The sequence below is a fragment of the Nonomuraea sp. NPDC050394 genome, from assembly GCF_044459065.1.
GTDB lineage: Bacteria > Actinomycetota > Actinomycetes > Streptosporangiales > Streptosporangiaceae > Nonomuraea.
In genome coordinates this window covers 371,892-394,046 of sequence record NZ_JBITIO010000004.1, presented here as the reverse complement: position 1 = coordinate 394,046, position 22,155 = coordinate 371,892, and the positions used below count along the sequence as shown (strand labels likewise).

The window sequence follows — 22,155 nt, the reverse complement described above, 5'->3', positions numbered from 1 at the left end:
ATCGTCAGTCCGAACGATTGCTGCTAAACTAACAAGAAACTTTATTAAAAGAAACAGACCGTTAGCCGATCGTGACGAGAGGGGGCGCATTCATGAGCCGAAGCCCGGGAACCCCGCGGCTGCTGCGCCGGCTGAACGACAGATCGGCACTCGAACTGCTCCTTTACCAAGGACCGTTGACCCGCGCCGAGCTGGGGGAACAGACGGGGCTTTCCAAGGTAACCGCAGGTCAGCTACTCGCCCGACTGGAAGATCGTGGACTCGTGGAGGTGGTCGGCGAGCGCGCCGGCGGCAGAGGGCCGCACGCCGCCCTGTACGCCGTGGTTCCGTCGAGCGCCTACGTCGCCGGATTGGAAGTCCTGCCCGACAGCCTGACCGTCGGTGTGGCCGACATCACAGGTAAAATCGTGGTCGAGGTGACGGTCAATCCGCGGGGCACCAAGGATCCGGTCAAAGCGGTGCACTCTGCCGTACAACGGGCGTGTGCCTCGGCCAACATCAGCCAGTCGCAACTGCGCTCGTTCGTCATCGGCACCCGCGGCGTCGTCGACCCCCGCTCGGGCGACGTGCGCTTCTCCCACGACCTGCCCGACTGGCACGTGGGCGTGCTGGCCAGCCTGCGTAACACCCTCGGCGCCTCGGTGACGATAGAGAACGACGTCAACCTCGTCGCGCTGGCCGAGCACCGCTACGGCGCCGCCGCCGGTCACGAGGACTTCGCGGTCATCTGGGCCGGTATCGGCCAGGGCCTCGGCGTCATGCTCGGGGGCCGGCTGCACCGCGGCCTCACCGGCGGCGCGGGCGAGATCGGCTGGCTGCCCGTCCCCGGCGAACCGCTGCCCACCGACGTCCGCCACCCGCAGTCCGGCTCGTTCCAGCGGCTCGTCGGCCACGAGGCGCTTGAGGGCCTGGCCAAGCACCACAACGTGAGCGGCCTGTCCGTCGCCGACCAGGTCCGCAACGGCGGCGACCGCTACCTGGACGAGGTGGCCGCCCGGCTGGCCGTCGGCTGCGCCGCCATCGCCGTCGTGCTCGACCCCGGGCTGATCGTGCTCAGCGGCGACATCGGCCGCGCGGGCGGCGCCCGCCTGGCGGCCAAGGTGGAGCAGGCCGTGGCCCGCGTGTGCCCGTCGCCCTCCCGCGTCGTGACCACCGGCGTGGCCGGCAATCCGGTGCTGCGCGGCGCGCTCGTGGCCGCGCTGGAGCAGGCCCGTGAACAGGTCTTCTCCGACACTGTGTGAGAATTTATGCCCATGGCGGCTGACATCGTGCTGATTTCGGACCCTCGGGTGGCGGCGATTCCGGTTCGGGAGAGCGGAGAGCCACTCGCCGACGTACGCGGGCGGCTGCGCGTGGACGACCGGCTGGCCGACGCGATCGGCGCCTACGCGCACCTGCGCTCCGGGCTGCTGGCCCGCCTGGAGAAGGCCGAGAACCTCCTGCCCTCCGGCTACCACCTGCTGATCGTCGAGGGCTATCGCCCGATCCCCACGCAGCGGCACTACTTCGAGGAGTACCGCGACCAGCTCCAGGCCTCCTTCCCGGAGATGACGCCCGCGGAGGCGCACGTCGCGGCCAGCCGCTACGTCTCGCCGGTAGAGGTCGCGCCGCACACCGCCGGCGCCGCCGTGGACCTGACGCTGTGCTCGCCCGAAGGCGTCGAGTACGACATGGGCACCGCCGTCAACGACAACCCCGAGCAGAGCGACGGCGCCTGCTACACCGGCGCCGCCAACATCGGCCCCGAGGCCCGCGAGCACCGCGCCATCCTGGGCAAGGCGCTCGAAGAGGCCGGCCTCGTCAACTACCCGACCGAGTGGTGGCACTGGTCCTACGGCGACCGCTACTGGGCCTTCACCACCGGCGCCTCCTTCGCCCACTACGGGCCTACGCCTTTCTGAGGTTCCCCAGCAGCACGTCGAGCCCGGCGGCGTAGGCGGCCAGCCGCTCCTGTGACATCCCGGCGAACAGCATGGCCGCCGCTGCCGCGCGCCCGTCCTCCATGGCGCGCACCGCCGCCGTGCCCCGCCCGGTCAGCGTGACGAGCGTGGCCCGCCGGTCGTCGGGGTGCGGCTCGCGGGTCACGAATCCGGTGGCCGCCAGGCCGTCCACCAGGCCGGTGATGTTGCGCGCGCTCACCGCCAGCGTGCCGGCCAGTTCCCGCTGCTGCTGCGGTCCGCGCCGGCCGAGTTCGCGCAGCAACTGCGCGCGGGACGGCGTCAGGCCGTCGGCCGCGAGCCTGCGCTCCATCTCCTCGCCGAGCAGTTCGGCCAGCTCAAGCGTCCGCTCGAATATCTCAATGGTCATGTAGTGATGCACCTTCACTATATGCTAGCTTCACGATATGCGGAACCTACCATTTGAGCGCCCTGCCCCGTTCGGCCCGACGCCGGTCCATGACGAGCTGCGCCGTACCGGACCCATCGCCAGAGTCGTGACCGCGGACGGTCAGCCCGCGTGGGTGATCGTCGGGGCGGCGCTGGCCCGACGGGTGCTGTCCGACGCGCGCTTCACGATGGCGCCGCCCGGCACGCCCGAAGGGCCCGCCTCGCTGCTCAGCGACGGCGCGCCGCACGCGCGCCTGCGCCGCCTGCTCTCCCGCGCCTTCACCCCCCGCAATCTGGAACGGCTGCGCCCCGCCATCACCACGCTGGCCGGCGAGCTCGTGGCCGAGCTGCGCGAGCGCGGACCCGGCTCCGACCTGGTCTCCATCGTGGGCCGCCCGCTGCCGCTGGGGGTGACCAGCCACATGCTCGGCATCAACGTCACCGACCGCGAACGCTTCTACGCCTGGGCCGACGCCGCCTCCGGCATCACCGGCGGCGGCGAGGGCTTCGAGCAGGCGTGGGGCGAGCTCACCGCCTACTTCCCGAGCCTGATCGCCGCCAAGCGCGCCGACCCGGGCCCCGACCTGCTGAGCGAGGTCATCGCGGTCCGCGACGCGGAAGACGGCCGCCTGAGCGACGACGAGCTGTTCACGACCGCCATCTCGCTGGTCTTCGGCGGCTACCTCACCGTGGCCAACACGCTGTCGATCGGCGTCGTCCACCTCGGCGAGGCCGGCGGGCTCGCCCGGATCGACGACGTCCCCACCGCCGTCGAGGAGATGCTGCGCTACTCCGCCGGCCTCCACGGCGAGGCCTTCGCGCGCTACGCGCAGACGGACATCGACCTCGACGGGGTACGGCTGGCCGCCGGCGACCAGGTCCTCGTCCGCCTGGAAGCCGCCAACCAGGACCCCGACCTCATCCCCGACCCGGCCCGCTTCGACCCCGCCCGCACGCCGAACCCGCACCTGGCCTTCGGCCACGGACCCCACCACTGCATCGGCGCCGCGCTGGGGCGCATGGAGCTGGTCGCCGTCGTCGGCGCGCTGGCCGAGCAGCTGCCCGGCCTTCGGCTGGCCTGCGCGCCCGAGGACGTCCCGTGGACCGGCAACCCCCTCGACAACGGCCCCGCCAGCCTCCCCGTCACCTGGTCCTGAACGAGGCCGGCAACTTTGAATGACCGTTTGAACGCCGGACGTGCATCGAAGAGGCCCGCCGTGCGCGATCACCGCAGGTGACCGCCCACGGTCCGTCTTCCCACGGTCTGTCCTCCCACGGTCTGTCCTCCCACGGTCTGTCCTCCCACGGTCTGTCCTCCCGCGGTTGGCCGGCCCGCGGTCTGCCGATCTTGGGTGGGCTGTCGGTCCACGGGAGGTTAGACCCGGGTGGGGCGAAGGGGTGGTGGGAGTGAGTCAGGCGACGGTGGCGACTATGAGGTCGTCGACCACGTCCGCGAGGTCGTGGTCGCGCTGGTGGACGCTTCGCTGGCGTACCGCTCCGGAGCCGCGGCGCATCAACCGGTCCAGGCCCTCCTCGATGAACGGGAGGTCGCCGGCATCGCCGACCGCCCGCCGTACGTGATGGAGGAGGCGGTGCGCCATCTCCGGCGCCGGTACCAGCTCGCCCGCCCGCAGATCGAGACAGGCGCCTTCGAGCCCGTCGCGCGCCGCACGCCAGTACGCCGCGCGCATCACCTCCGCGCCGATCGGCAGCCCGCGATCGCCCCGCGCCACATCGCCCAGCGCCGTGACCACCAGCCCCCGGATCAGCCCGATGATCGTGAGGCTGTCGTTGGCGTCGAGTGGCACGTCGGCGACGCGTACCTCGATGGTGGGCAGGGTGGAGGACGGGCGGGCGTCCCAGTAGAGGGTCTTGGCGTCCATGAGCGCGCCCGACTCCGACAGCGCGCCGACCGCCCGCTCATAGTCCGCAAAGCTCGCAAAGTACGGCGGAGCCCCCGAAACCGGCCACCGACTCCAGCTGATCACCCGCCAGGAGGCGTAGCCGGTGTCCCGTCCGACGAAGAACGGGGAGTTGGCCGCGAGCGCGATGAGCGTGGGCAGCCAGGGCCGCAGGTGGTTGCCGACATAAACGGCAAGCTCCTCGTCCGGCACGTCCACATGGACGTGGAGGGCGCAGATGCACAGTTCATCCTGGAGAGCCCGATAGCGCACCTGCCCGTTCTCATACCGCGGATCGTCGGAGAGCGGAAGCGGCCCCGGCTGGCCCAGGACCGGCATCGCGCTGGCGACCAGCGCCAGCCCGCATTCCTGCGCCGCCTTCGCCACCTCCGTGCGGGCGGCGCGCAGTCTCGCCCCCAACTCGGCGAGGTCGCTCGACGGCGCGGTACGGGCTTCGATCTGGAACTGGCTGATCTCCTGGGTGATGTCCTCACCCATCACGTTCGTCGCTGCGGCCAGAACATCCGCCGCCCGGGGTGCCACATGTCGTGTGTGGGGATCGACGATTAGGTACTCCTCCTCGATCCCGATGAGGGGAGTCACGAGTGGTTTATACCCATTTCAACCCTTACGGCAACGTCACCATCGTGAGCCCGTCCCCACCACCCCCTGACCAGCCCCAACACCACACCCGGCCGCCCGCTCAGCCGCCGACCAAGCACCGCAAGCCCCGGACCACAAGCACCCAAGGCCAAGAACCACAACACCCCCACCCTCCCCAGCCGACACCTGCGCTCCGCGCCTGCCGCTGCGCTCTGCGCCGACACCCGCGCCGACGCCTGTGCTCTGCGCCTGTGCTCCGTTTCTTGTTGCGTATCAAGAGTGGGCTGTGCGCGCACGTGGCCAACCGTGTCCGGGTCGCAGCCGCGCACGCGCCTGACCGGCAACGGTGCCTTCCGGTCCCGGCACACGGACGCGGGCGACCGCCGGCGTCGACTGCGGCGAGGCCGCGAACCCGACCTCGAAGACAAGCCTCGACGGCCACCCGCGCGGGCAGAGGCTGGAAACCGTCACCCCGGGTCAGGCGCGCAGGCGCAACCCCCGCGGAGTCGGGTGGAATCCGGCGGACTCCAAGGCGGCCGCCAGCGGCGAGTCGTTGATGTGTCCGCCGTCGGCCCGCTCCACCGTCAGCTTGCCCAGCGCCCCATCCCGCACCGCGAGAGCCAGCGCGTCCACGGCGGGCTGCAGCCGCGTGTCGTCGGCGAAGGAGAGCAGCGTCTTGCCGCCCCGCTCCACGTAGAGCACCAGGTGGCCGTCCACCAGCACCACCAGGGCGCCCGCCTTACGGCCGGGCTTGTGGCTGCCGGGATGCGCGGGCCAGGGGAGGGCGGCGCCGTAGGGGTTGGCGGGGTCGGCGGCGGCCAGAACCACCGCGCGCCGGGCCCGCTCGGCTTCGGAGCCGCGGCGCGAGTCCGGGTGCGAGCCTGGGTGGGGTTCCGGACGTGGCTCGGGTTCCGCGGACATCGCGCGCATGCGGTCGACCGCGCCGGGCAGGGCGAACTGGGCGCCGCCCAGCCCCTCCACGAAGTAGCCGCGACGGCAGCGCCCGCTCTCCTCGTACGCCCGCAGCACCTGGTAAACGGGCGTGAACCCACCGGGCAGGCGCTCCGAGGTGACCGCACCCCTGGTGACGACGCCGTGGCGTTCGAGCATGACCTCGGCCTGCGCCTGCGCGCGCTGGGCCGGCTGGTCGGAAGGGGCGGGCAGCAGCCACCAGCGGCCGGCGACCGTGGGCGGCCCGGTACGGCTGGGCAGTACGGCCCGCCGCCGCCGGTTCGTCGCCGGCCGGTGCGCCGGACGGCCGGTGCCCAGGGCGGCGCGCATCGGCGCCAGCGTGTCGCCGGAGACCCGCCCCGCCCACACCAGGTCCCACAGGGCAGCGGCCAGCGCCCCGTCGTCCAGCGAGCCCATCTGGTCGGACAACCCGCGGAAGAACAACGCGCCGCCCCCGCCGAGCGCGCCGAGGATCTGCTCATGCAGCGGCGTCAGGGTGATCTCGGCGGGTTCCGGCATGAGCAGGGGAGCCGTGTCGGCGAAGTAGAGGGAGATCCAGCCGTCGCCGCCGGGCAGTGAACCCTGGCCTGACCAGATGACCTCCCCGGCCGCCGTCAGTTCGTCGAGCAGCGCGGGCGAGTACCCGGGGACGCGGGCCGGGAGCACGAGCGTCTCCAGGGCCGAGGCCGGGACAGCCGCCCCCTGCAACTGGTCGAGCGCGCCGACCAGGGCGTCCATGGCCCGCGCCGCGCCGCCGCCGCCGTCGCGCGCGGTGCCGGGCCCGGTGCCGGGGGTGGGGCCGGGCGAGGTGATGCCGTGCCAGGCGGGCAGGAACCGGGCCAGCGTCTCCGGGGAGACCGGTTCGACCTCCTTGCGCAGCCGGGCCAGCGACCTGCGGCGCAGCATCCGCAGCACGCCCGAGTCGCACCACTCCTCACCCCGGCCGCCGGGACGGAACTCGCCACTGACCACCCGCCCGGTCGTCGCCAGCCGCCGCAGCGCGTCGGTGACCACGGCGACGCCGAGGCCGAAGCGGGCGGCAGCCGTACCGGAGTGGAAGGGGCCGCGGGTGCGGGCGTGTCTGGCCACGAGGTCGGCCAGGGGGTCGGCGACCGGTTCGAGGAAGACGTGCGGGACGCCGACGGGCAGCGGCGCGCCGAGCGCGTCGCGCACGCGGGCGGCGTCCTCGATCGCGACCCACTGTTCCTCGCCGGCGATCCGCACCGAGAGGGCACGGCGGGCGCCTTCGAGCGCGGTGAGCCAGGCGGGGTCGCCACCGCGCACGCTGACGTCGGCGGCGAGCAGCGGACCGTGGGAACGCAGCAGGTCGGCGAGGTCCTCCTGGTCGCGCAGCGGCCGGTCGAGCCGGGCCAGCTCCCGTTCGGTGTCGGCGATCACGTCGGGATCGAGCAGTTCGCGCAGGTCGGCCTGGCCGAGCAGTTCGGCCAGCAGGGAGGTGTCGAGGGCCAGCGCCTGGGCGCGGCGCTCGGCCAGCGGGGCGTCACCTTCGTACATGAACGCGCCGATGTAGTGGAAGAGCAGCGAGGCCGCGAACGGCGAGGCCTGCGAGGTCTCCACCTCCACCACCCGCACCTTCCTGGCGGCGATGTCGCGCATGAGCGCCACCAGGCCGGGCACGTCGAAGACGTCCTGCAGGCACTCGCGCATGGTCTCCAGCACGATCGGGAACGAGGCGTACTGGCTGGCCACGCCGAGCAGGTGGGCGGCGCGCTGGCGCTGCTGCCACAACGGGCTGCGCCGGCCGGGCACCCGCCTGGGCAGCAGCAGCGCCCGGCCCGCGCACTCGCGGAAACGCGCGGCGAACAGCGCGGAACCGCCCAGCTCCTCGGTGACGAGCTGCTCGATCTCCTCGGCGTCGAAGGCGGCCACGTCGGTGGGCGGTTCCGCCAGCGTGTCGGGGATGCGCAGCACGATGCCATCGTCGGAGTGGACCGCCTGCACGTCGACGCCGTAGCGCTCGCGCAGCCGCCGGTTGATCGCCAGCGCCCATGGAGCGTGCACACGCGCGCCGTAGGGGGAGTGGATCACCACGCGCCAGTCGCCCAGCTCGTCGTGGAAGCGCTCGACCAGCAGCGTGCGGTCGTCGGGGACGTAGCCGGTGGCCTCGCGCTGCTCGGTCAGGTAGGCCAGCAGATTCGCCGAGGCGAACGCGTCGAGCCCGGCCGCGCGCATCCGCTCCTCCTCCGGCTCGCGCAGGAACTCGCCGATCGCCTTGCCCAGCTCGGCGGGACGGCCGGCGGTGTCACCATGCCAGAACGGCAGCTTGCCCGGCTGACCGGGCGCGGGCGAGACCAGCACGCGGTCGGCGGTAATGTCCTCGATCCGCCAGGAGGTCGCGCCCAGCACGAACACGTCGCCGACGCGCGACTCGTAGACCATCTCCTCGTCCAATTCGCCCACCCGCGAGGCCTTCTCGCCGACGAGGAAGACGCCGAACAGGCCGCGGTCGGGGATCGTGCCGCCGTTGGTGACGGCCAGCCGCTGCGCGCCGGGCCGCCCTTGCAGGGTGCCGCTCACGCGGTCCCACACGACGCGCGGGCGCAGCTCGGCGAACTCCTCGCTCGGGTAGCGGCCGGCGAGCATGTCGAGCGTCGCCTCCAGCGCCGTTCGCGGGAGGGTGGAGTACGGCGCGGCCCGCCGTACCAGAGCTTCGAGCTCGTCGACCGTCCACTCGTCGAGCGCGGTCATCGCCACGATCTGCTGGGCCAGCACGTCGAGCGGGTTGCGCGGATAGCGCAGTTCCTCGATCCGGCCCGCCTTCATGCGCTCGGCCACGACGGCGGTCTGCACCAGATCGCCGCGGTACTTCGGGAAGATGACGCCCCTGGAGACCGCGCCCACCTGGTGGCCCGCGCGGCCGATGCGCTGCAGCCCGCTGGCCACGCTCGGCGGCGCCTCCACGCAGGCGACCAGGTCGACGGCGCCCATGTCGATGCCCAGTTCCAGGCTGGAGGTGGCGACCACGGCGGGCAGCCGGCCCGACTTCAGCGCCTCCTCGATCTGGGCACGCTCCTCCTTGGAGACCGAGCCGTGGTGGGCGCGCACGATCTCGGGTATCGCGCCCCTGCTCGCCCCGGCCTGCGCCATCATCTGCGCGGGCATGTCGAAACCGGTCAGGTCAAGCGCCTCGGGGCCCTGCTCGCGCTCGTAGGCCAGCTCGTTGAGGCGCGTGCACAGGCGCTCGGCCAGCCGCCGCGAGTTGGCGAAGACGATCGTGGAGCTGTGGGCCTCGATCAGGTCGAACAGCTTGTCCTCGACATGCGGCCAGATCGAGCGGTTGACCGGCTCGGCGAAGTCGTCCTGCGGCTCGCCGGGGCGCGCCTCCATCTCCGTCATGTCCTCGACGGGGACGACGACCTCGACCTCGATCCGCTTGTCGGACGGCGGCTGGACCACCGCGGCCGGGCGCGCGCCGCCCAGGAACGCGGCCACCTCGCTCACCGGCCGCACGGTCGCCGACAGCCCGACGCGCTGGGCGGGCCGCTCCAGCAGGGCGTCGAGGCGTTCGAGGCTGAGCGCCAGGTGCGCGCCGCGCTTGGTCGCCGCCACCGCGTGCACCTCGTCGACGATCACCGTCTCGACGCCGCGCAGCGCCTCGCGCGCCTGGCTGGTCAGCAGCAGGAACAGCGACTCCGGCGTGGTGATGAGGATGTCGGAGGGCCTGGTGGCGAACCTGCGCCGTTCGTCGGCCGGCGTGTCGCCCGACCTGATCGACACGGAGATCTCCGGCACCGGCAGGCCCAGCCGCCGCGCCGTCTGCTTCATGCCCGCCAGCGGCGCGCGCAGGTTGCGCTCGACGTCGACGGCCAGCGCCTTGAGCGGCGAGACGTAGAGCACCTTGGTGCCCTTGGCCTCCTGCGCGCGCGTGGCCAGGCGGTCGAGCGACCACAGGAAGGCGGCGAGCGTCTTGCCCGACCCGGTGGGCGCCACGACGAGCGTGTTGTCGCCGCGGGCGATGGACGCCCACGCCCCCTCCTGGGCGGCGGTGGGCGCGACGAAGGCGCCGGTGAACCATTGGCTGGTCAGCGGGCTGAAATGGGCAAGCGAGCTCACGTGCACATACTGCCTCGCCGCACCGACAGAAAACGCATTGCCGCCGCTCGGGGTGGTTGAGTGACGTCCGAACGGACATACACCGACTGTGACCACCGACCACGCGGCCATCGACGCGCAACGAGAACGGCTGAGGGAGAAGTACCTCTTACCGCACCGGCCCTCCAGCAGCGCCCGCGGCCTGCACCACTTCGCGCTCGTCTCCTCGGACGTGGAGCGAACGATCCGCTTCTACCAGGAGCTTCTGGAATTCCCGCTCACGGAGATCTTCGAGAACCGCGACTACCGCGGCTCGAACCACTTCTTCTTCGACATCGGCAACGGGAACCTGCTGGCCTTCTTCGACTTCCCCGGCCTCGACCTCGGACCGTACCAGGAAGTGCTCGGCGGTCTGCACCACATCGCGATCTCCGTCGACCCCGCGACGTGGGACCGGCTGCGCGGGAAGCTGGAGATGGCCGGCGTGCCGCACCAGATCGAGAGCGGCGCCTCCATTTACTTCAAAGACCCCGACGGCGCCAGGCTGGAGCTGCTCGCCGACCATCTCGGTGAGATGTACGGCTCGCGGGTGATGTGACGGTCAGCGCCGCGACGCCCGCCGGGTGCGCGGCCGGCCTGTGCGGGGTTCGCGCCGGATTCCGGCGTGCCGCTCGGATCGATCAGCTTTCTCCTGCTGTACGGCGGAGCGAAGTAAGACGAGCAGATGGCGACGCTTAGCGCGAAGAGCCCGCTTCCTGGGGGATGTGGGGGGTCTGGGGGATGAAGACTTGGAGGCCTTTGGCATGCGGGTGTCTTACCCATGCCTCCGCTCGTCGATACTTGGTGCATGCGCCTGACCGAATTCTGGAGAAGGATGCGCGTGCACTTCGGTGACGCGTACGCCGACTCATGGGCCCACGACTACGTGCTGGCCCCGCTCGGCGGCCGCACGGTCGCGCAGGCGCTCGCCGACGGTGAGAGCGTCAAGTCCGTCTGGCGGGCGGTCTGCCAGGTCGAGAGCGTCTCACCCAAGCTCCACTGACAGCGTGTCCCTGAGCGACCTGGCGGTCTGATCCAGATCGTCGGCGCTGCCCTGCCCGCCGGGCGACCACAGGAACATCCAGCCCCGGTGCGCGGGCGTGGCGAAGATGATGGTCTGCTTGCCGCTGCGCGGATGCCAGGCCCACAGGACCGGATCGTCGCCGCCGACCATGCGACCCACCAGCCCGTGCGCGGGCAGCAGCTCGGCCAGAGCCTCCAGATGGGTGCGCCGTTCCCCGGTGTACGTGCTCGCCACGTCGCCGCCCTTCGACCGTTGCCCTCAGGATCTCCCCAGCTCACGGGGCATGGCAACAGGGGTGGCGCAATGCACGGGAATGTCCTGTCGGTTCAGGCACGTGACACCCGCGCGTCGCCGGACGGACACTGGCGGCGAGGAGGGTGCAACCATGACAAGCATCGACAGGCGCCGCTTCTTACGCACCGCGGCGATCGGCGCGGCCGCCGGCGGACCGCTCGCCGCGCTCTCCGCGCGCACGGCCGACGCCACGACGATGGTGAAACACCCGTTCAGCGTCGACTACGGCCCGCTCCGTCCCGTACGCGACCGCACGACCGGTCTCGAACTGCTCAAACTGCCGGAAGGCTTCTCCTACGTCTCCCACGGCTGGACCGGCGACCGCATGACCGACGGCCGCCCCACCCCCGCCCTGCACGACGGAATGGCCGCCTTCCGCCCTCGATGGGGTTTCCGGTACGGCGGGGCGCACGCCACCATCCTGGTCCGCAACCACGAGGTCGGCGACCTGACCGGCGCCTATGTCTCCCCCAGTTACGACCCCCAGGCCGGCGGCGGCACCACCAACCTCGCCTTCGACACCCGCAGGGGTGCCTTCCTGGCGTCGTGGGCCTCGCTGTCGGGAACCGTGCGCAACTGCGCCGGCGGACCCACTCCGTGGGGGACCTGGCTGTCGTGCGAGGAGACCACGCTGGTCAACGGGGAGGTGCGGCACGGGTACATCTTCGAGGTGCCGCATGACGGGGTGTCGGACGCGGTGCCGTACAAGGCGATGGGGCGTTTCTCGCACGAGGCCGTCGCGGTGGACCCCGCGACCGGGTACGTGTACGAGACGGAGGACGCCACTCCCAGCGGGCTCTACCGCTTCCGCCCGCGCGTGCGCGGCAAGCTGGGCAAGGGCGGCAAACTGGAGATGCTGACCATCGGCGACGGCCCCTACACGACCTACGCCGACGGGACCGGGACGGTCTATCCGGAGGTCGGGTGGGTCGGCATCGACGAGCCGGACCCGGGGCCCGATGAGACCTCCGTGGTGGAGCAGGGGATCGCCAAGGGCGGCGCCTCCTTCCGCAGGCTCGAAGGCGCCTGGTACCACCATCGCAAGATCTACATCGTCAGCACCAGCGGCGGGCCCGCGGGCCAGGGGCAGGTGTTCGAGTACGACCTGCGGCGCGACAAGATGCGCGTGCTGTTCGCCTCGCCGGACGCCTCGGTGCTGAACAACCCCGACAACATCTGCGTGAGCCCCCGCGGCGGGATCGTGCTGTGCGAGGACGGGAGCGGCGCGGAGTATCTGCACGGGCTCACCACGGACGGCGAGATCTTCCCGTTCGCGGAGAACGCGGTGGTGATCCCGGAGGGCGGCGTGCCCGGCAAGAGCGTCCCGGCCGGGGACTACCGGGGCTCCGAGTGGTGCGGATCGGTCTTCGACCCCAGCGGGAAGTGGCTTTTCGCCAACATCCAGACGCCGGGGATCACCTTCGCCATCACCGGCCCCTGGCGACGTGGTTCGTTGTAGCGTGTTCCGGAGTTGATCGAACAGCCGTTCGGCTACTATGAAACACGCCGGACCGCGACTTCGTGGCGACGGCGGGAAATTGTCGGTGGCAGCCCGTAGCTTTCACTCGACCGACCGACCACGACCCTTCAGGGGAGTTCCCATGGCTATCAACGACCGCGAGAAGGCCCTTGAGACTGCCCTCGCGCAAATCGAGCGGCAGTTCGGCAAGGGCTCCGTCATGCGCCTCGGTGACGACGCCCGCGCGCCGATCGAGGTGATCCCGACGGGGTCGATCGCGCTCGACGTGGCACTCGGCATCGGCGGGCTCCCCCGGGGCAGGATCGTCGAGGTCTACGGGCCCGAGTCCTCGGGTAAGACGACGGTCGCCCTGCACGCCGTGGCCAACGCCCAGCGCGCGGGCGGCATCGCCGCCTTCATCGACGCCGAGCACGCCCTCGACCCCGAGTACGCCAAGAAGCTCGGTGTCGACACCGACGCCCTCCTGGTCTCCCAGCCCGACACCGGTGAGCAGGCGCTTGAGATCGCCGACATGCTGATCAGGTCGGGCGCCGTCGACATCATCGTCATCGACTCGGTCGCCGCCCTGGTGCCCAAGGCGGAGATCGAGGGCGAGATGGGCGACAGCCACGTTGGCCTGCAGGCCCGCCTGATGTCCCAGGCGCTGCGCAAGGTCGCCGGCGCCCTCAGCAACACCGGCACCACCGCCATCTTCATCAACCAGCTGCGCGAGAAGATCGGCGTCATGTTCGGCTCGCCCGAGACCACGACGGGTGGCAAGGCGCTGAAGTTCTACGCGTCGGTCCGCCTCGACATCCGCCGTATCGAGACCCTGAAGGACGGCACGGAGGCGGTCGGCAACCGTACCCGGGTCAAGGTCGTGAAGAACAAGATGGCCCCGCCGTTCCGCGTGGCCGACTTCGACATCCTGTACGGCGTGGGCGTCTCGCGCGAGGGCGGCCTGATCGACATGGGTGTGGAGAACGGCTTCGTCCGCAAGTCCGGCGCCTGGTACACCTACGAGGGTGAGCAGCTTGGCCAGGGCAAGGAAAACGCGCGCAACTTCCTGAAGAACCACCCCGACATGGCCAACGAGCTCGAGAAGAAGATCAAGGACAAGCTGGGCGTCGGCCCGCGCCTGGACGCCCCGGCCGAGGCCGCCGCTCCGCCGGCCGCCGCCGCGCCGGCCACGGCGCCCGCCGCGCCCACGGGCCGCGCCAAGGCCGCGGCGGCGCCGAAGCCCGGTGACGTCTGATCGGTCGGCACGTGAGCGACGACGACCCGGCACGGGCGCCTCACCCCAACGACTGGGGCGCCTGGCCGGACGGTCCCGCACGGGGCCGCGGCAAGGGCTCCGCCCGTCGCGGCAAGCCCGCGGACGGCTGGCCGGCCTCGCTGGACGAGGTACGCGCCACCCGGCAGCCTCCAACCCCGCCTCCCGGGCCGGAGCCCGGGGCCTTCGACGAACCTCCCGGCGGCCCGGCCCCCTGGACCAGCTGGGGGACTCCTGACGTACCGGCCGAGCCGCCCGAGCCCGAGGCGGGGGGAAGCCGGGGACTCTTCGCCGAGCCCGCGGGAGAGCCTGATCGAGCGGGGAAGCGGGGATCGCGGCGTGGCGGCCGGTCCGGGCGGGGGTCCAAGGGCTCCAGAGGCTCCGGACGTGGCGGCCGGCGACGGTCGCAGGACGGTTCAGGCGGCGGGTGGCTGCCGGACGGGCCGGACGAGGGCAGCGGAGCCGCCGCCGGGCCACCGGCCAACCCCGAGGCGGTGGCGCGGGCCGTCTGCCTGCGGATGCTCACGCTGGCGCCCAAGACCCGGGCACAGCTGGCCGAGGCCTTGCGCAAGCGGGAGATACCCGAGGAGGCGGCCGATGCCGTGCTCGACCGGTTCACCGAGCTCGGGCTGATCAACGACGAGGCGTTCGCGGAGGCTTGGGTCGACTCCCGGCACCATGGTCGCGGCCTGGCCCGGCGTGCTCTGGCCGCCGAGCTTCGCCATCGTGGTGTCGACAACGACACGGTCAAGGACGCGGTCGAACGCCTTGACTCCGACCAGGAGGCGGAGACCGCCCGGCGGCTGGTGGATCGCAAGCTGTCCTCCACCCGGGGGCTTGATCCTCAGGTCCGTACCCGGCGGCTCGCGGGGATGCTCGCGCGCAAGGGGTACTCGGGCGGGCTGGCGTTCCGGGTGATCCGGGAGGCGTTGGAGCAGGAGGGCGTGGAGATAGAGGATGACTTCTCCTAGCGGGCGCCGGTAGCCGAAGACCCGTCTGGGTTGGGACATTGGGGGTCTTTGGGGTGTTGGGCCGGATAACTGTCTGAATTGGTATGTAGTGGTCGGTAAGACACGCTTGATGATGCGTTTGCTTGCTCGTGACTTGTTCGACGCATAACCTCGACGGCAGTGAGGAGTTACTCCGCGCAGCGCGGATTGCCATACCGGTGAACGACGTACGAGCGAGCTCGATTGACCGAGACAGGCGAGGTGTTGGCCGAGTGGGCCGACGCCCGGTCGGTCTTGGCTTGATATCGGTCCATACGCCGATCGGGCTGTCTGTGCCGCGCACGTGACCCCTCCCGTTTTTCAGTCCGCGTTTGGAAAGTCTTGTGACGCGAGGAGGGCGGGGAGCACATGGATCCGCTGGTCGTGGTGTTGCTGGTGGCTGTGCTCCTGTTGGTGTTCGTGACGATGGCGACACTGGTGATAGTGCTGCGGCGTACGTCCGGGCACGTTCCAGGTACGGCGAAGCCGTCCCCCGAGCAGGGGGCGGCCGTCCACGAGGAACTGGAGCAGGCGCGCCTGGAGGCCGGGGAGATCCGCGCGAAGGCGGAGACCGACGCCGAGGACATCCTGCGCAGGTCGGAGCAGGCGGCGGCGAGCGCGACGCAGATGCGGCGCGAGGTCGAGGAGGAGAGCCGGATCCTGAAGACCGAGCTCAAGGAGCTGCGTACCGACCTCGAACGCCGGGAAGGCCGGTTGGCCGAGCGTGAGCAGCGGCTCGACGAGGAGGCACGGCGCCAGAGCGAACGCGACCGCAAGCTGGCCGAGACCGAGACGGAGCTGGCCGGGCGGCGCGAGGAACTGCTGCAGGTCGAGGACGAGCGCCGGGCCATTCTGGAGCGGGTGTCCGGGTTGAGCGCGGATCAGGCCAAGTCCGAGCTGGTCAAGGAGATCGAGAACCAGGCCAAGCGCGAGGCGGCGTTGATCATCCGCGACATCGAGGGCACCGCCCGCAAGGAGGGCGAGAAGCGGGCTACCAAGATCGTTACGCTGGCCGTCCAGCGGGTGGCGGCCGAGCAGACGGCCGAGTCGGTCGTCAGCGTGCTGCACCTGCCGGGTGACGAGATGAAGGGCCGCATCATCGGCCGCGAGGGGCGCAACATCCGCGCGTTCGAATCCACGACCGGCGTGAACCTCATCATCGACGACACCCCGGAAGCGGTGCTGCTGTCGTGTTTTGACCCGGTACGCCGGGAAACGGCGAGGCTCACCCTCGAAAAGCTCGTGCTCGACGGGCGTATCCACCCGCAACGCATCGAAGAGGCGCACGACCGCAGCCGCCAGGAGGTCGCCGACCTGTGCGCGCGGGCCGGTGAGGACGCCCTGGTAGAGCTGGGCATCACGGACATGCACCCCGAGCTCACCCTGCTGCTCGGCCAGCTCCGCTACCGCACCTCGTACGGACAGAACGTCCTGAAGCACCTCATCGAATCCGCGCACATCGCCGGCATCATGGCCGCCGAGCTCAAGATGGACCAGGCGCTCATGAAGCGCTGCGCCCTGCTGCACGACATCGGCAAGGCCCTGACGCACGAGGTGGAAGGCTCCCACGCGCTGATCGGCGCGGAGATCGCCCGGCGCTACGGCGAGGACGAGGACGTGGTCCACGCCATCGAGGCCCACCACAACGAGGTCGAGGTCCGGACCGTCGAGGCCGTACTGACGCAGGCCGCCGACGCCATCTCCGGCAGCCGCCCGGGTGCGCGCCGCGAGTCGCTGGAGGCCTACGTCAAGCGGTTGGAGCGGCTGGAGGAGATCGCCCAGTCGTACGACGGCGTGGACAAGGTGTTCGCGATGCAGGCCGGGCGCGAGATCCGCGTGATGGTGAAGCCGGACGCGATCGACGACATCCAGGCCCAGGTGATCGCCCGAGACGTGGCCAAACAGGTCGAAGAAGAACTCACCTACCCGGGGCAGATCCGCATCACCGTCGTCCGCGAATCCCGCGCCACCGAGTTCGCCCGCTGACCACCCCTTTCCCAGCAAGGACAGCCCTCTCTTTCCGTTACGGCCCTCTTTCGCTACGGCAAGTCCTCTCTTTCCGTTGCGGCCCTCTTTCGTTACGGCAAGTCCTCTCTTTCCGTTACGGCAAGCCGCCGCCACCCCCACCCGCCGACGTGCGCCGGGCAGGTCGGGGGGATCGCTTCTCACGTCGGACGTGGCGCCCGCCGCAACGGCCCTTCGTCAACCTCCCCCACGGCCCCCGACGGCCCGGACACCGCATGCCACACCCCCCAGAGCGTGAGGCGTCCAATGGAAGGGCTGAGAGGGCGGGGATCGCGAGGCGCCGGGCAGGCGGAGTGGCCGTGAGGTGTGCGACCGAGGGGCCGTGAGGTTGTGGGACCGAGGGGTCGTGAGGCGTGCGACCCGAGGGGCCGTGAGGCGGGCAGGCGGAGGGTCGTGAGGTGTGCGACCGGGGGCCCGTGAGGTTGTGGGATCGAGGGGTCGTGAGGTGTGGGATCGAGGGGTCCGTGAGGTGTGCCTCGGGGGTGTCAGGGGGTGTGGAGGGCGGTTAGGAGGTGGTTTGCCTGGGTGGTTATGGGGGGTAGGGCGGCGGCTGGGTCGGGGGAGCGGGCCAGGAGCATGCCGGCTTCGCACAAGGCGCCGAACATCAGCTGTCCTCTGATCGCCAACGCGTCGGCGGGGAGCGTGTCGTCGGTTGCTCGCATGGCGTCCAGCAGGACGCGCAGGGTGTGGGCGTGCTGGATCTGGCGCACCTCTTCCCAGCCCAGCACCGATGGCGCGTCCAGCAGGACGATGCGGCGGAAGCCCGGGTCGAGGCAGCGCTCCAGGAATGCGCTGCAGCCGTGCAGCAGGGCCGTCCACGCGTCGGGGGATGCGGCGCCCACCTCTTCCAGGTGGGTGGCGATCTCCTCCTGTTCGCGGGTGAAGGCGGCGCGGAACAGGCCGAGCTTTCCGGTGAAGTGGTGGTAGGCGGCGCCCTTGGTGACCCCGGCCGTGGCGGCCACGGCGTCGATGGAGGTGGCGGCGTAGCCGTACTCGCCGAACAGCTTTCGCGCCGCGCCGATCAGCTGCGACGTGGTCGTGTCCGAGCGCTCCGCCTGCGTGCGGCGCGTCATCTTCGTGCTCCCCATTGACTTGCATACTCGCGGTACGTAACTTCGAAGGCAAGTTACCTACCGTCAGTATGAAACACGGAGGCGAGTCGTGAACATCGCCGTCTACGGAGCCACCGGCCACACCGGCCGCCTGGCCACCGCCGAATTACGTGCCCGGGGCGCGGAGGTCATCCTGGCCGGGCGCGACGAGGGCAGGCTCAAGGCCATGGCCGGCGAACTCGGTGGGGCCCGGGTCCGCCAGGCCGCACTGGACGACCCGGCGGCCCTGCGGGAGCTGGCCGCCGAGGCTGACGTACTGATCCATTGCGCGGGGCCGTTCACCCACACCGGGCGGCCGGTCGCGCAGGCCGCCGCCGACGGCGGCTGCCACTACGTCGACCACGCGCTTGAGCAGCACCACACGGCCTGGATGTACGCCGAGATGGACACCCGCGCCCAGAGCGCCGGCATCACCATGGTCACCGCGATGAGCTTCTACGGCGGGCTGGGCGACCTGCTCGCGGGCGCCGTGGCGGCCGGGATGGGTGAGGCCGACCGGGTCACCGTCGCCTACGCGGTGAGCGACTGGATGCTGACGACCGGCGCGAAGGGGACGGCCGAGCTGCTGTTCGCCGACACGCGGCGCATCACCTACACCGACGGCGCCTTCCACGTCGGCGACGTCGAACCGCGCAACGCCGTCTACCCCTTCCCGCCGCCGCTGGGGCCGCGCAGCATGATCGCCCCCCTTCCGTCGTCGGACGTCGTCACCATTCCCCGTCACGTGACCGCCCGCCGGGTGGAGGCGCAGCTGACGGCCGACACGTTCAGCGACGAACGCGCGTTCACCAACGAACACGTCGACGCCGCCACCCGCGCCGGATCCCACTTCACCGTCGCCGTTCAGGTGGTGACGGCCGACGGCAACCGGGCCGGTCAGGTAAGCGGGCGTGACCTGTGGAAGGAGAGCGCGGTGGCCTCGGTGGAAGCGGCTCTCCGCCTGGCCGACGGCCGCGGCCCTGACCGTCCGGGCGTCTACGGCCCCGCGCAGGCCTTCGCCGCCACGCCGTTCCTGCGCGACCTGGAACGGCTCGGCCTCTTCACCTTGACCCTGCCCGAACCCCTCACCCCCTCCTGACCACCCCGGGACACGGGCAGGAGGGAGGAGCGCTGAGCGGGAGAAATGCCACCCGGAGCACGCCGCGTGGGGCCGTCAAGCGGAGGCGCCGCGCCGCACGGGCGGCACCCGCGTGGGACACGGTGTCACGCAGGTTGAGGCGGACGGCTGCGTGGGGCCGTCGAGCGGGCGGGCGGAAGCGGTGTTCCGCACAGGGTGGCATCGCGTGGCGGACAAGGCGCGCACGCAGAGGCGGTACGCGGTCAACACGCGGCGGCAGGCCGAAGCGGTGTCGCGGGTGGATGGGCTGGGCTACTGAGAGAAGGGCGTCACGATGATTCTTGTTACCGGAGCCGCAGGTGGCTCCCAGGGTGGTACCGGGCGCCTGGTCGCCGAGCTGCTGCTTGAGCGTGGTCACCGCGTGCGGGCGTTCGTGCGCCAGGACGACCATCGAGCCGAGGAGCTGAGGAAGCGGGGCGCCGAGGTGGTGGTCGGTGATCTGCGGGAGATCTCGCAGGTGGTCAAGGCCTGCGAGGGGGTATCGCGGGTCTACTTCACCTATCCGGTGACCGCGGGCCTCCTCGACGCCACCGCCTCGGTCGCCGCGGCGGCCAGGCGGGCGGGGGTGGAGCGGGTGGTGGAGGTGTCGCAGCTGGACGCCTCACCCGAGGCGTTCACCCCGCGCATGCGCCGCCACTGGCTGTCGGAGCAGGTCTTCGACTGGGCCGGGGTCGGTGCGGTGCACCTGCGGGCCGCGGTGTTCTTCGAGAACCTTCTGGTGGCGGCCGACGAACGTGAGCTGGCCCTTCCGCTGGGCGCGCCGGACACGAAGATCCCCCTCATCGCCGCCGAGGACGTGGCCAGGGTGGCGGCCGGGTTCCTGGAGGAGGCGGGGCCGGTGGACCGGGTCGTACCGCTGACCGGGCAGATGGCGACGGCCGGGGAGGCCGCGGCGGCGCTGGGGCTGGAGTATGTGGACGTCGCGCCGGAGGTCTGGGAGGAGCGGGCGATGGAGCGGTACGGGGACCCGTACACGGTGGATCATCTGACCCATCTGTGGGGGATCTTCCGGTTCATCGGTTCGGGCGACCATCCGCTCTACCGCGTCACCGACGTGATCGAGCGGGTGGGCGGGCGCGCGCCGCTGGTCATCGGCCGGAGCTAGCTGAAGATCTGCTGGTAGAAGGCCAGTTCGGCGGCCAGGGCGGTGGTGCGGGTCTCGGCGCGGCGAAAGCCGTGGGATTCTCCCTCGAACGCCAGGTACGTGCACGCGATCCCCCGCTCCAGCAGCGCGTCGGCGAACGCGCTCGACTGCTCCGGGGGCACGATCGGATCCTCCAGCCCCTGGAGCAGCAACATCGGGCAGGACACCCCGGACACCAGGGCGAGCGGCTCGCGCTCGGCGTAGACGGACTCGTCGGCGCCGACCAGCCACTCCATGTAGCGGGACTCGAAGTCGTGGGTGTGCGCGATGAGCGGGGCCAGCGCGCTGACCCCGTAGTAGGAGACGCCACCGGCGAACACGTCGGAACGGCAGCAGGCGGCCATCACCGTCCAGCCGCCGGCGCTGCCGCCGCGCACCGCGATCTTGGCCGGGTCGGCGAGGCCCTCGGCGGCCAGCCATTCGGCTGCGGCGATCGTGTCCTCGACGTCGACGACGCCCCACTGGCCTTTGAGCCGGTCGCGGTAGGCCCTGCCGTACGCGCTTGAGCCGCCGTAGTTGACGTCGAGTACCCCGATGCCGCGCGAGGTGAAGAACGCCTTCTCCAGGTCGAGCTCCGACTGCGCGTGCCCGGTGGGGCCGCCGTGCACGAACACCACGTACGGCGTCCGGCCCTCCTGCCTGACCTCCGGGTTGGCGGGCGGGTAGAGGAAGCCGTGCACGTGCCGTCCGAACCTGCCCTGGAACTCGACCGCGCGCGCCCTGGGCAGGTAGGCGATGTCGGGCAGTTCGTCGATGCCGCGCCGCAGCGCCTCCACCCGGCCGGTGACCGTGTCGATCCTGACCACGGATCTGGGGACGGCGCCGCCGTACCCGAGCCCGATGACCGACGTGCCGTCGGCGGCGAGCTTGGGCTCCCACCCGTCGTAGGGGACGTCGAGGTCGGTGAGCTCGCCCGAGTCGGGGTCGAGCAGCGCCAGGCGCAGGTCCCCGCGACCGTGCACGACCGCGAGCCGTCCGTCGCCGAGCGGCAGGTACGGCCGGCCGCCCAGCACCCACAGCGGCCACGCGAACTCCTCCTCGGCGGGGAAGAGCGCCTGTGAGGAGGTGCCGTACATGGTGATCTGGTAGAGGTTCCACCAGCCCGACCAGTCGGAGACCAGGTAGAGGGTCTGGTCGTCCTTCCATTGCGGGGACAGGACAGACTCGGACGAGCCGCCCTTGACCGTCCAGGAGGAGCCGTCCTCAAGGCGGATCACGCGCAGTTCGGTGCCGTTCCAGGGCATGCGCGGGTGGTTCCAGCAGATGTAGGCCAGGTGACGGCCGTCGGGAGAGAGGGCGGGGGCGGCGTAGAAGTCGGCGCCGGTCACCCATTCGCGCGGGTCGCCGCCCTCTAAGGGGACCGAGACGATGGCGCGCACGACCTTGCCGTCGCCGGTGTGGCGCTCGCGTACGCACCAGACCTGGTCGTCGCGGACGAGCAGGTCGGCGTAGCGGGCGCCGTCGTCGGGGGTGAGCGGCCGTGGCTCGCCGTCGAGGAGGTAGAGGCGCTGGTCGGGCTGGTGGGTGAAGACGATCCGGTCGTCGGCGGTGACGGCGTAGGGGCGCCCGCCGTACTCGTGGACGCGGGTGCGGGCGTTCCAGGGGGCGGGCAGCAGCTCGCTCCGTGCGCCGTCGGCGGCCCTGTGCATGATCGTCGTGCGGCCGCCCTCGTCGGGGCGGTCCTCTGTCCACCACACCTGGCCGGACTGGGCGCTGGGCCAGCCCAGCCGCAGTGCCGCACGCGCGACGTCGGTGGTGGAGATGGGGGAAGGCCACGGCATAGCCGCATCCTGCCGGAAAACGGCCGCTCGTGAGGGGTGGTCGCGTGGAACCACCCCTCACGA

The 22,155-nt window shown here is 71.3% G+C and carries 17 protein-coding genes; 11 read left to right on the top strand and 6 right to left on the bottom strand.

Translation table 11 applies throughout. The features are described 5' to 3' along the window. The first annotated feature begins 92 nt into the window (after positions 1-92). Complete coding sequence (locus ACIBKY_RS19355; protein ID WP_397098017.1) at positions 93-1,241, top strand: ROK family protein; 1,149 nt, start codon at positions 93-95, stop codon at positions 1,239-1,241. A gap of 12 nt (positions 1,242-1,253) precedes the next feature. Further along, complete coding sequence (locus ACIBKY_RS19350; RefSeq protein ID WP_397098016.1) at positions 1,254-1,901, top strand: M15 family metallopeptidase; 648 nt, start codon at positions 1,254-1,256, stop codon at positions 1,899-1,901. Here ACIBKY_RS19350 and ACIBKY_RS19345 read toward each other — a convergent pair. Next, a complete protein-coding gene (locus ACIBKY_RS19345) occupies positions 1,888-2,307 on the bottom strand; it encodes a MarR family winged helix-turn-helix transcriptional regulator (RefSeq protein WP_397098015.1) in 420 nt (139 codons plus the stop codon). The genes ACIBKY_RS19350 and ACIBKY_RS19345 overlap by 14 nt on opposite strands. 37 nt (positions 2,308-2,344) lie before the next feature. Here ACIBKY_RS19345 and ACIBKY_RS19340 point away from each other — a divergent pair, with 37 nt between their 5' ends. Then, positions 2,345-3,484: a cytochrome P450 gene (locus tag ACIBKY_RS19340; RefSeq protein ID WP_397098014.1), complete on the top strand. Its 1,140-nt coding sequence runs from the start codon at positions 2,345-2,347 to the stop codon at positions 3,482-3,484. A 255-nt stretch (positions 3,485-3,739) separates the two neighbouring features. Here the strand turns inward: ACIBKY_RS19340 and ACIBKY_RS19335 are convergent, their stop codons facing one another. Together ACIBKY_RS19335 and ACIBKY_RS19330 are read right to left on the bottom strand one after the other, a co-directional pair. Beyond that, the gene (locus ACIBKY_RS19335) at positions 3,740-4,831 is read right to left on the bottom strand and encodes a glutamate--cysteine ligase (RefSeq protein ID WP_397098013.1); all 1,092 of its coding nucleotides are present in this window, start codon (positions 4,829-4,831) and stop codon (positions 3,740-3,742) included. A 477-nt stretch (positions 4,832-5,308) separates the two neighbouring features. Beyond that, entirely contained in the window at positions 5,309-9,856 is a 4,548-nt protein-coding gene (locus ACIBKY_RS19330; RefSeq protein WP_397098012.1) for an ATP-dependent helicase, read from the bottom strand. An 88-nt stretch (positions 9,857-9,944) separates the two neighbouring features. On the opposite strand from ACIBKY_RS19330, the gene ACIBKY_RS19325 reads away from it, so the two are divergent. Both ACIBKY_RS19325 and ACIBKY_RS19320 read left to right on the top strand, forming a co-directional pair. Beyond that, entirely contained in the window at positions 9,945-10,433 is a 489-nt protein-coding gene (locus ACIBKY_RS19325) for a VOC family protein (RefSeq protein ID WP_397098011.1), read from the top strand. A 249-nt stretch (positions 10,434-10,682) separates the two neighbouring features. Then, positions 10,683-10,877: a DUF3046 domain-containing protein gene (locus ACIBKY_RS19320; protein ID WP_397098010.1), complete on the top strand. Its 195-nt coding sequence runs from the start codon at positions 10,683-10,685 to the stop codon at positions 10,875-10,877. On the opposite strand, the gene ACIBKY_RS19315 is transcribed toward ACIBKY_RS19320, so the two are convergent. Further along, on the bottom strand, positions 10,860-11,132 hold the full coding sequence (locus tag ACIBKY_RS19315; protein ID WP_184966736.1) for a hypothetical protein: 273 nt from the start codon (positions 11,130-11,132) through the stop codon (positions 10,860-10,862). The genes ACIBKY_RS19320 and ACIBKY_RS19315 overlap by 18 nt on opposite strands. Before the next feature lie 151 nt (positions 11,133-11,283). Between ACIBKY_RS19315 and ACIBKY_RS19310 the strand changes: the two genes are divergently transcribed. From ACIBKY_RS19310 to rny, 4 genes are all read left to right on the top strand, one after another. After that, positions 11,284-12,651: a PhoX family protein gene (locus tag ACIBKY_RS19310; protein WP_397098009.1), complete on the top strand. Its 1,368-nt coding sequence runs from the start codon at positions 11,284-11,286 to the stop codon at positions 12,649-12,651. A gap of 142 nt (positions 12,652-12,793) precedes the next feature. Next, on the top strand, positions 12,794-13,906 hold the full coding sequence (gene recA, locus ACIBKY_RS19305) for a recombinase RecA (protein WP_379611420.1): 1,113 nt from the start codon (positions 12,794-12,796) through the stop codon (positions 13,904-13,906). Positions 13,907-13,917: 11 nt separating this feature from the next. Beyond that, the gene (gene recX, locus ACIBKY_RS19300; protein ID WP_397098008.1) at positions 13,918-14,895 is read left to right on the top strand and encodes a recombination regulator RecX; all 978 of its coding nucleotides are present in this window, start codon (positions 13,918-13,920) and stop codon (positions 14,893-14,895) included. Positions 14,896-15,282: 387 nt separating this feature from the next. After that, positions 15,283-16,899: a ribonuclease Y gene (rny, locus tag ACIBKY_RS19295; protein ID WP_397098007.1), complete on the top strand. Its 1,617-nt coding sequence runs from the start codon at positions 15,283-15,285 to the stop codon at positions 16,897-16,899. Positions 16,900-17,423: 524 nt separating this feature from the next. Here rny and ACIBKY_RS19290 read toward each other — a convergent pair. Continuing rightward, entirely contained in the window at positions 17,424-18,011 is a 588-nt protein-coding gene (locus ACIBKY_RS19290) for a TetR/AcrR family transcriptional regulator (protein WP_397098006.1), read from the bottom strand. Positions 18,012-18,099: 88 nt separating this feature from the next. On the opposite strand from ACIBKY_RS19290, the gene ACIBKY_RS19285 reads away from it, so the two are divergent. Further along, complete coding sequence (locus ACIBKY_RS19285) at positions 18,100-19,128, top strand: saccharopine dehydrogenase NADP-binding domain-containing protein (RefSeq protein WP_397098005.1); 1,029 nt, start codon at positions 18,100-18,102, stop codon at positions 19,126-19,128. Between the two features lie 313 nt (positions 19,129-19,441). Further along, entirely contained in the window at positions 19,442-20,272 is an 831-nt protein-coding gene (locus ACIBKY_RS19280; protein ID WP_397098004.1) for an NAD(P)H-binding protein, read from the top strand. Here ACIBKY_RS19280 and ACIBKY_RS19275 read toward each other — a convergent pair. Further along, on the bottom strand, positions 20,269-22,092 hold the full coding sequence (locus tag ACIBKY_RS19275; protein WP_397098003.1) for a prolyl oligopeptidase family serine peptidase: 1,824 nt from the start codon (positions 22,090-22,092) through the stop codon (positions 20,269-20,271). The two genes, ACIBKY_RS19280 and ACIBKY_RS19275, sit on opposite strands and share 4 nt — an antisense overlap. Positions 22,093-22,155 lie beyond the last annotated feature (63 nt).

Coding starts and splice junctions, on each gene's coding strand:
- ACIBKY_RS19275 (WP_397098003.1), bottom strand. CDS start 22,092: ATGCCGTGGCCTTCCCCCATCTCCACCACCGACGTCGCGCGTGCGGCA.
- ACIBKY_RS19280 (WP_397098004.1), top strand. CDS start 19,442: ATGATTCTTGTTACCGGAGCCGCAGGTGGCTCCCAGGGTGGTACCGGG.
- ACIBKY_RS19320 (WP_397098010.1), top strand. CDS start 10,683: ATGCGCCTGACCGAATTCTGGAGAAGGATGCGCGTGCACTTCGGTGAC.
- rny (WP_397098007.1), top strand. CDS start 15,283: ATGGATCCGCTGGTCGTGGTGTTGCTGGTGGCTGTGCTCCTGTTGGTG.
- ACIBKY_RS19345 (WP_397098015.1), bottom strand. CDS start 2,307: ATGACCATTGAGATATTCGAGCGGACGCTTGAGCTGGCCGAACTGCTC.
- ACIBKY_RS19310 (WP_397098009.1), top strand. CDS start 11,284: ATGACAAGCATCGACAGGCGCCGCTTCTTACGCACCGCGGCGATCGGC.
- ACIBKY_RS19350 (WP_397098016.1), top strand. CDS start 1,254: ATGGCGGCTGACATCGTGCTGATTTCGGACCCTCGGGTGGCGGCGATT.
- recA (WP_379611420.1), top strand. CDS start 12,794: ATGGCTATCAACGACCGCGAGAAGGCCCTTGAGACTGCCCTCGCGCAA.
- ACIBKY_RS19355 (WP_397098017.1), top strand. CDS start 93: ATGAGCCGAAGCCCGGGAACCCCGCGGCTGCTGCGCCGGCTGAACGAC.
- ACIBKY_RS19290 (WP_397098006.1), bottom strand. CDS start 18,011: ATGACGCGCCGCACGCAGGCGGAGCGCTCGGACACGACCACGTCGCAG.
- ACIBKY_RS19340 (WP_397098014.1), top strand. CDS start 2,345: ATGCGGAACCTACCATTTGAGCGCCCTGCCCCGTTCGGCCCGACGCCG.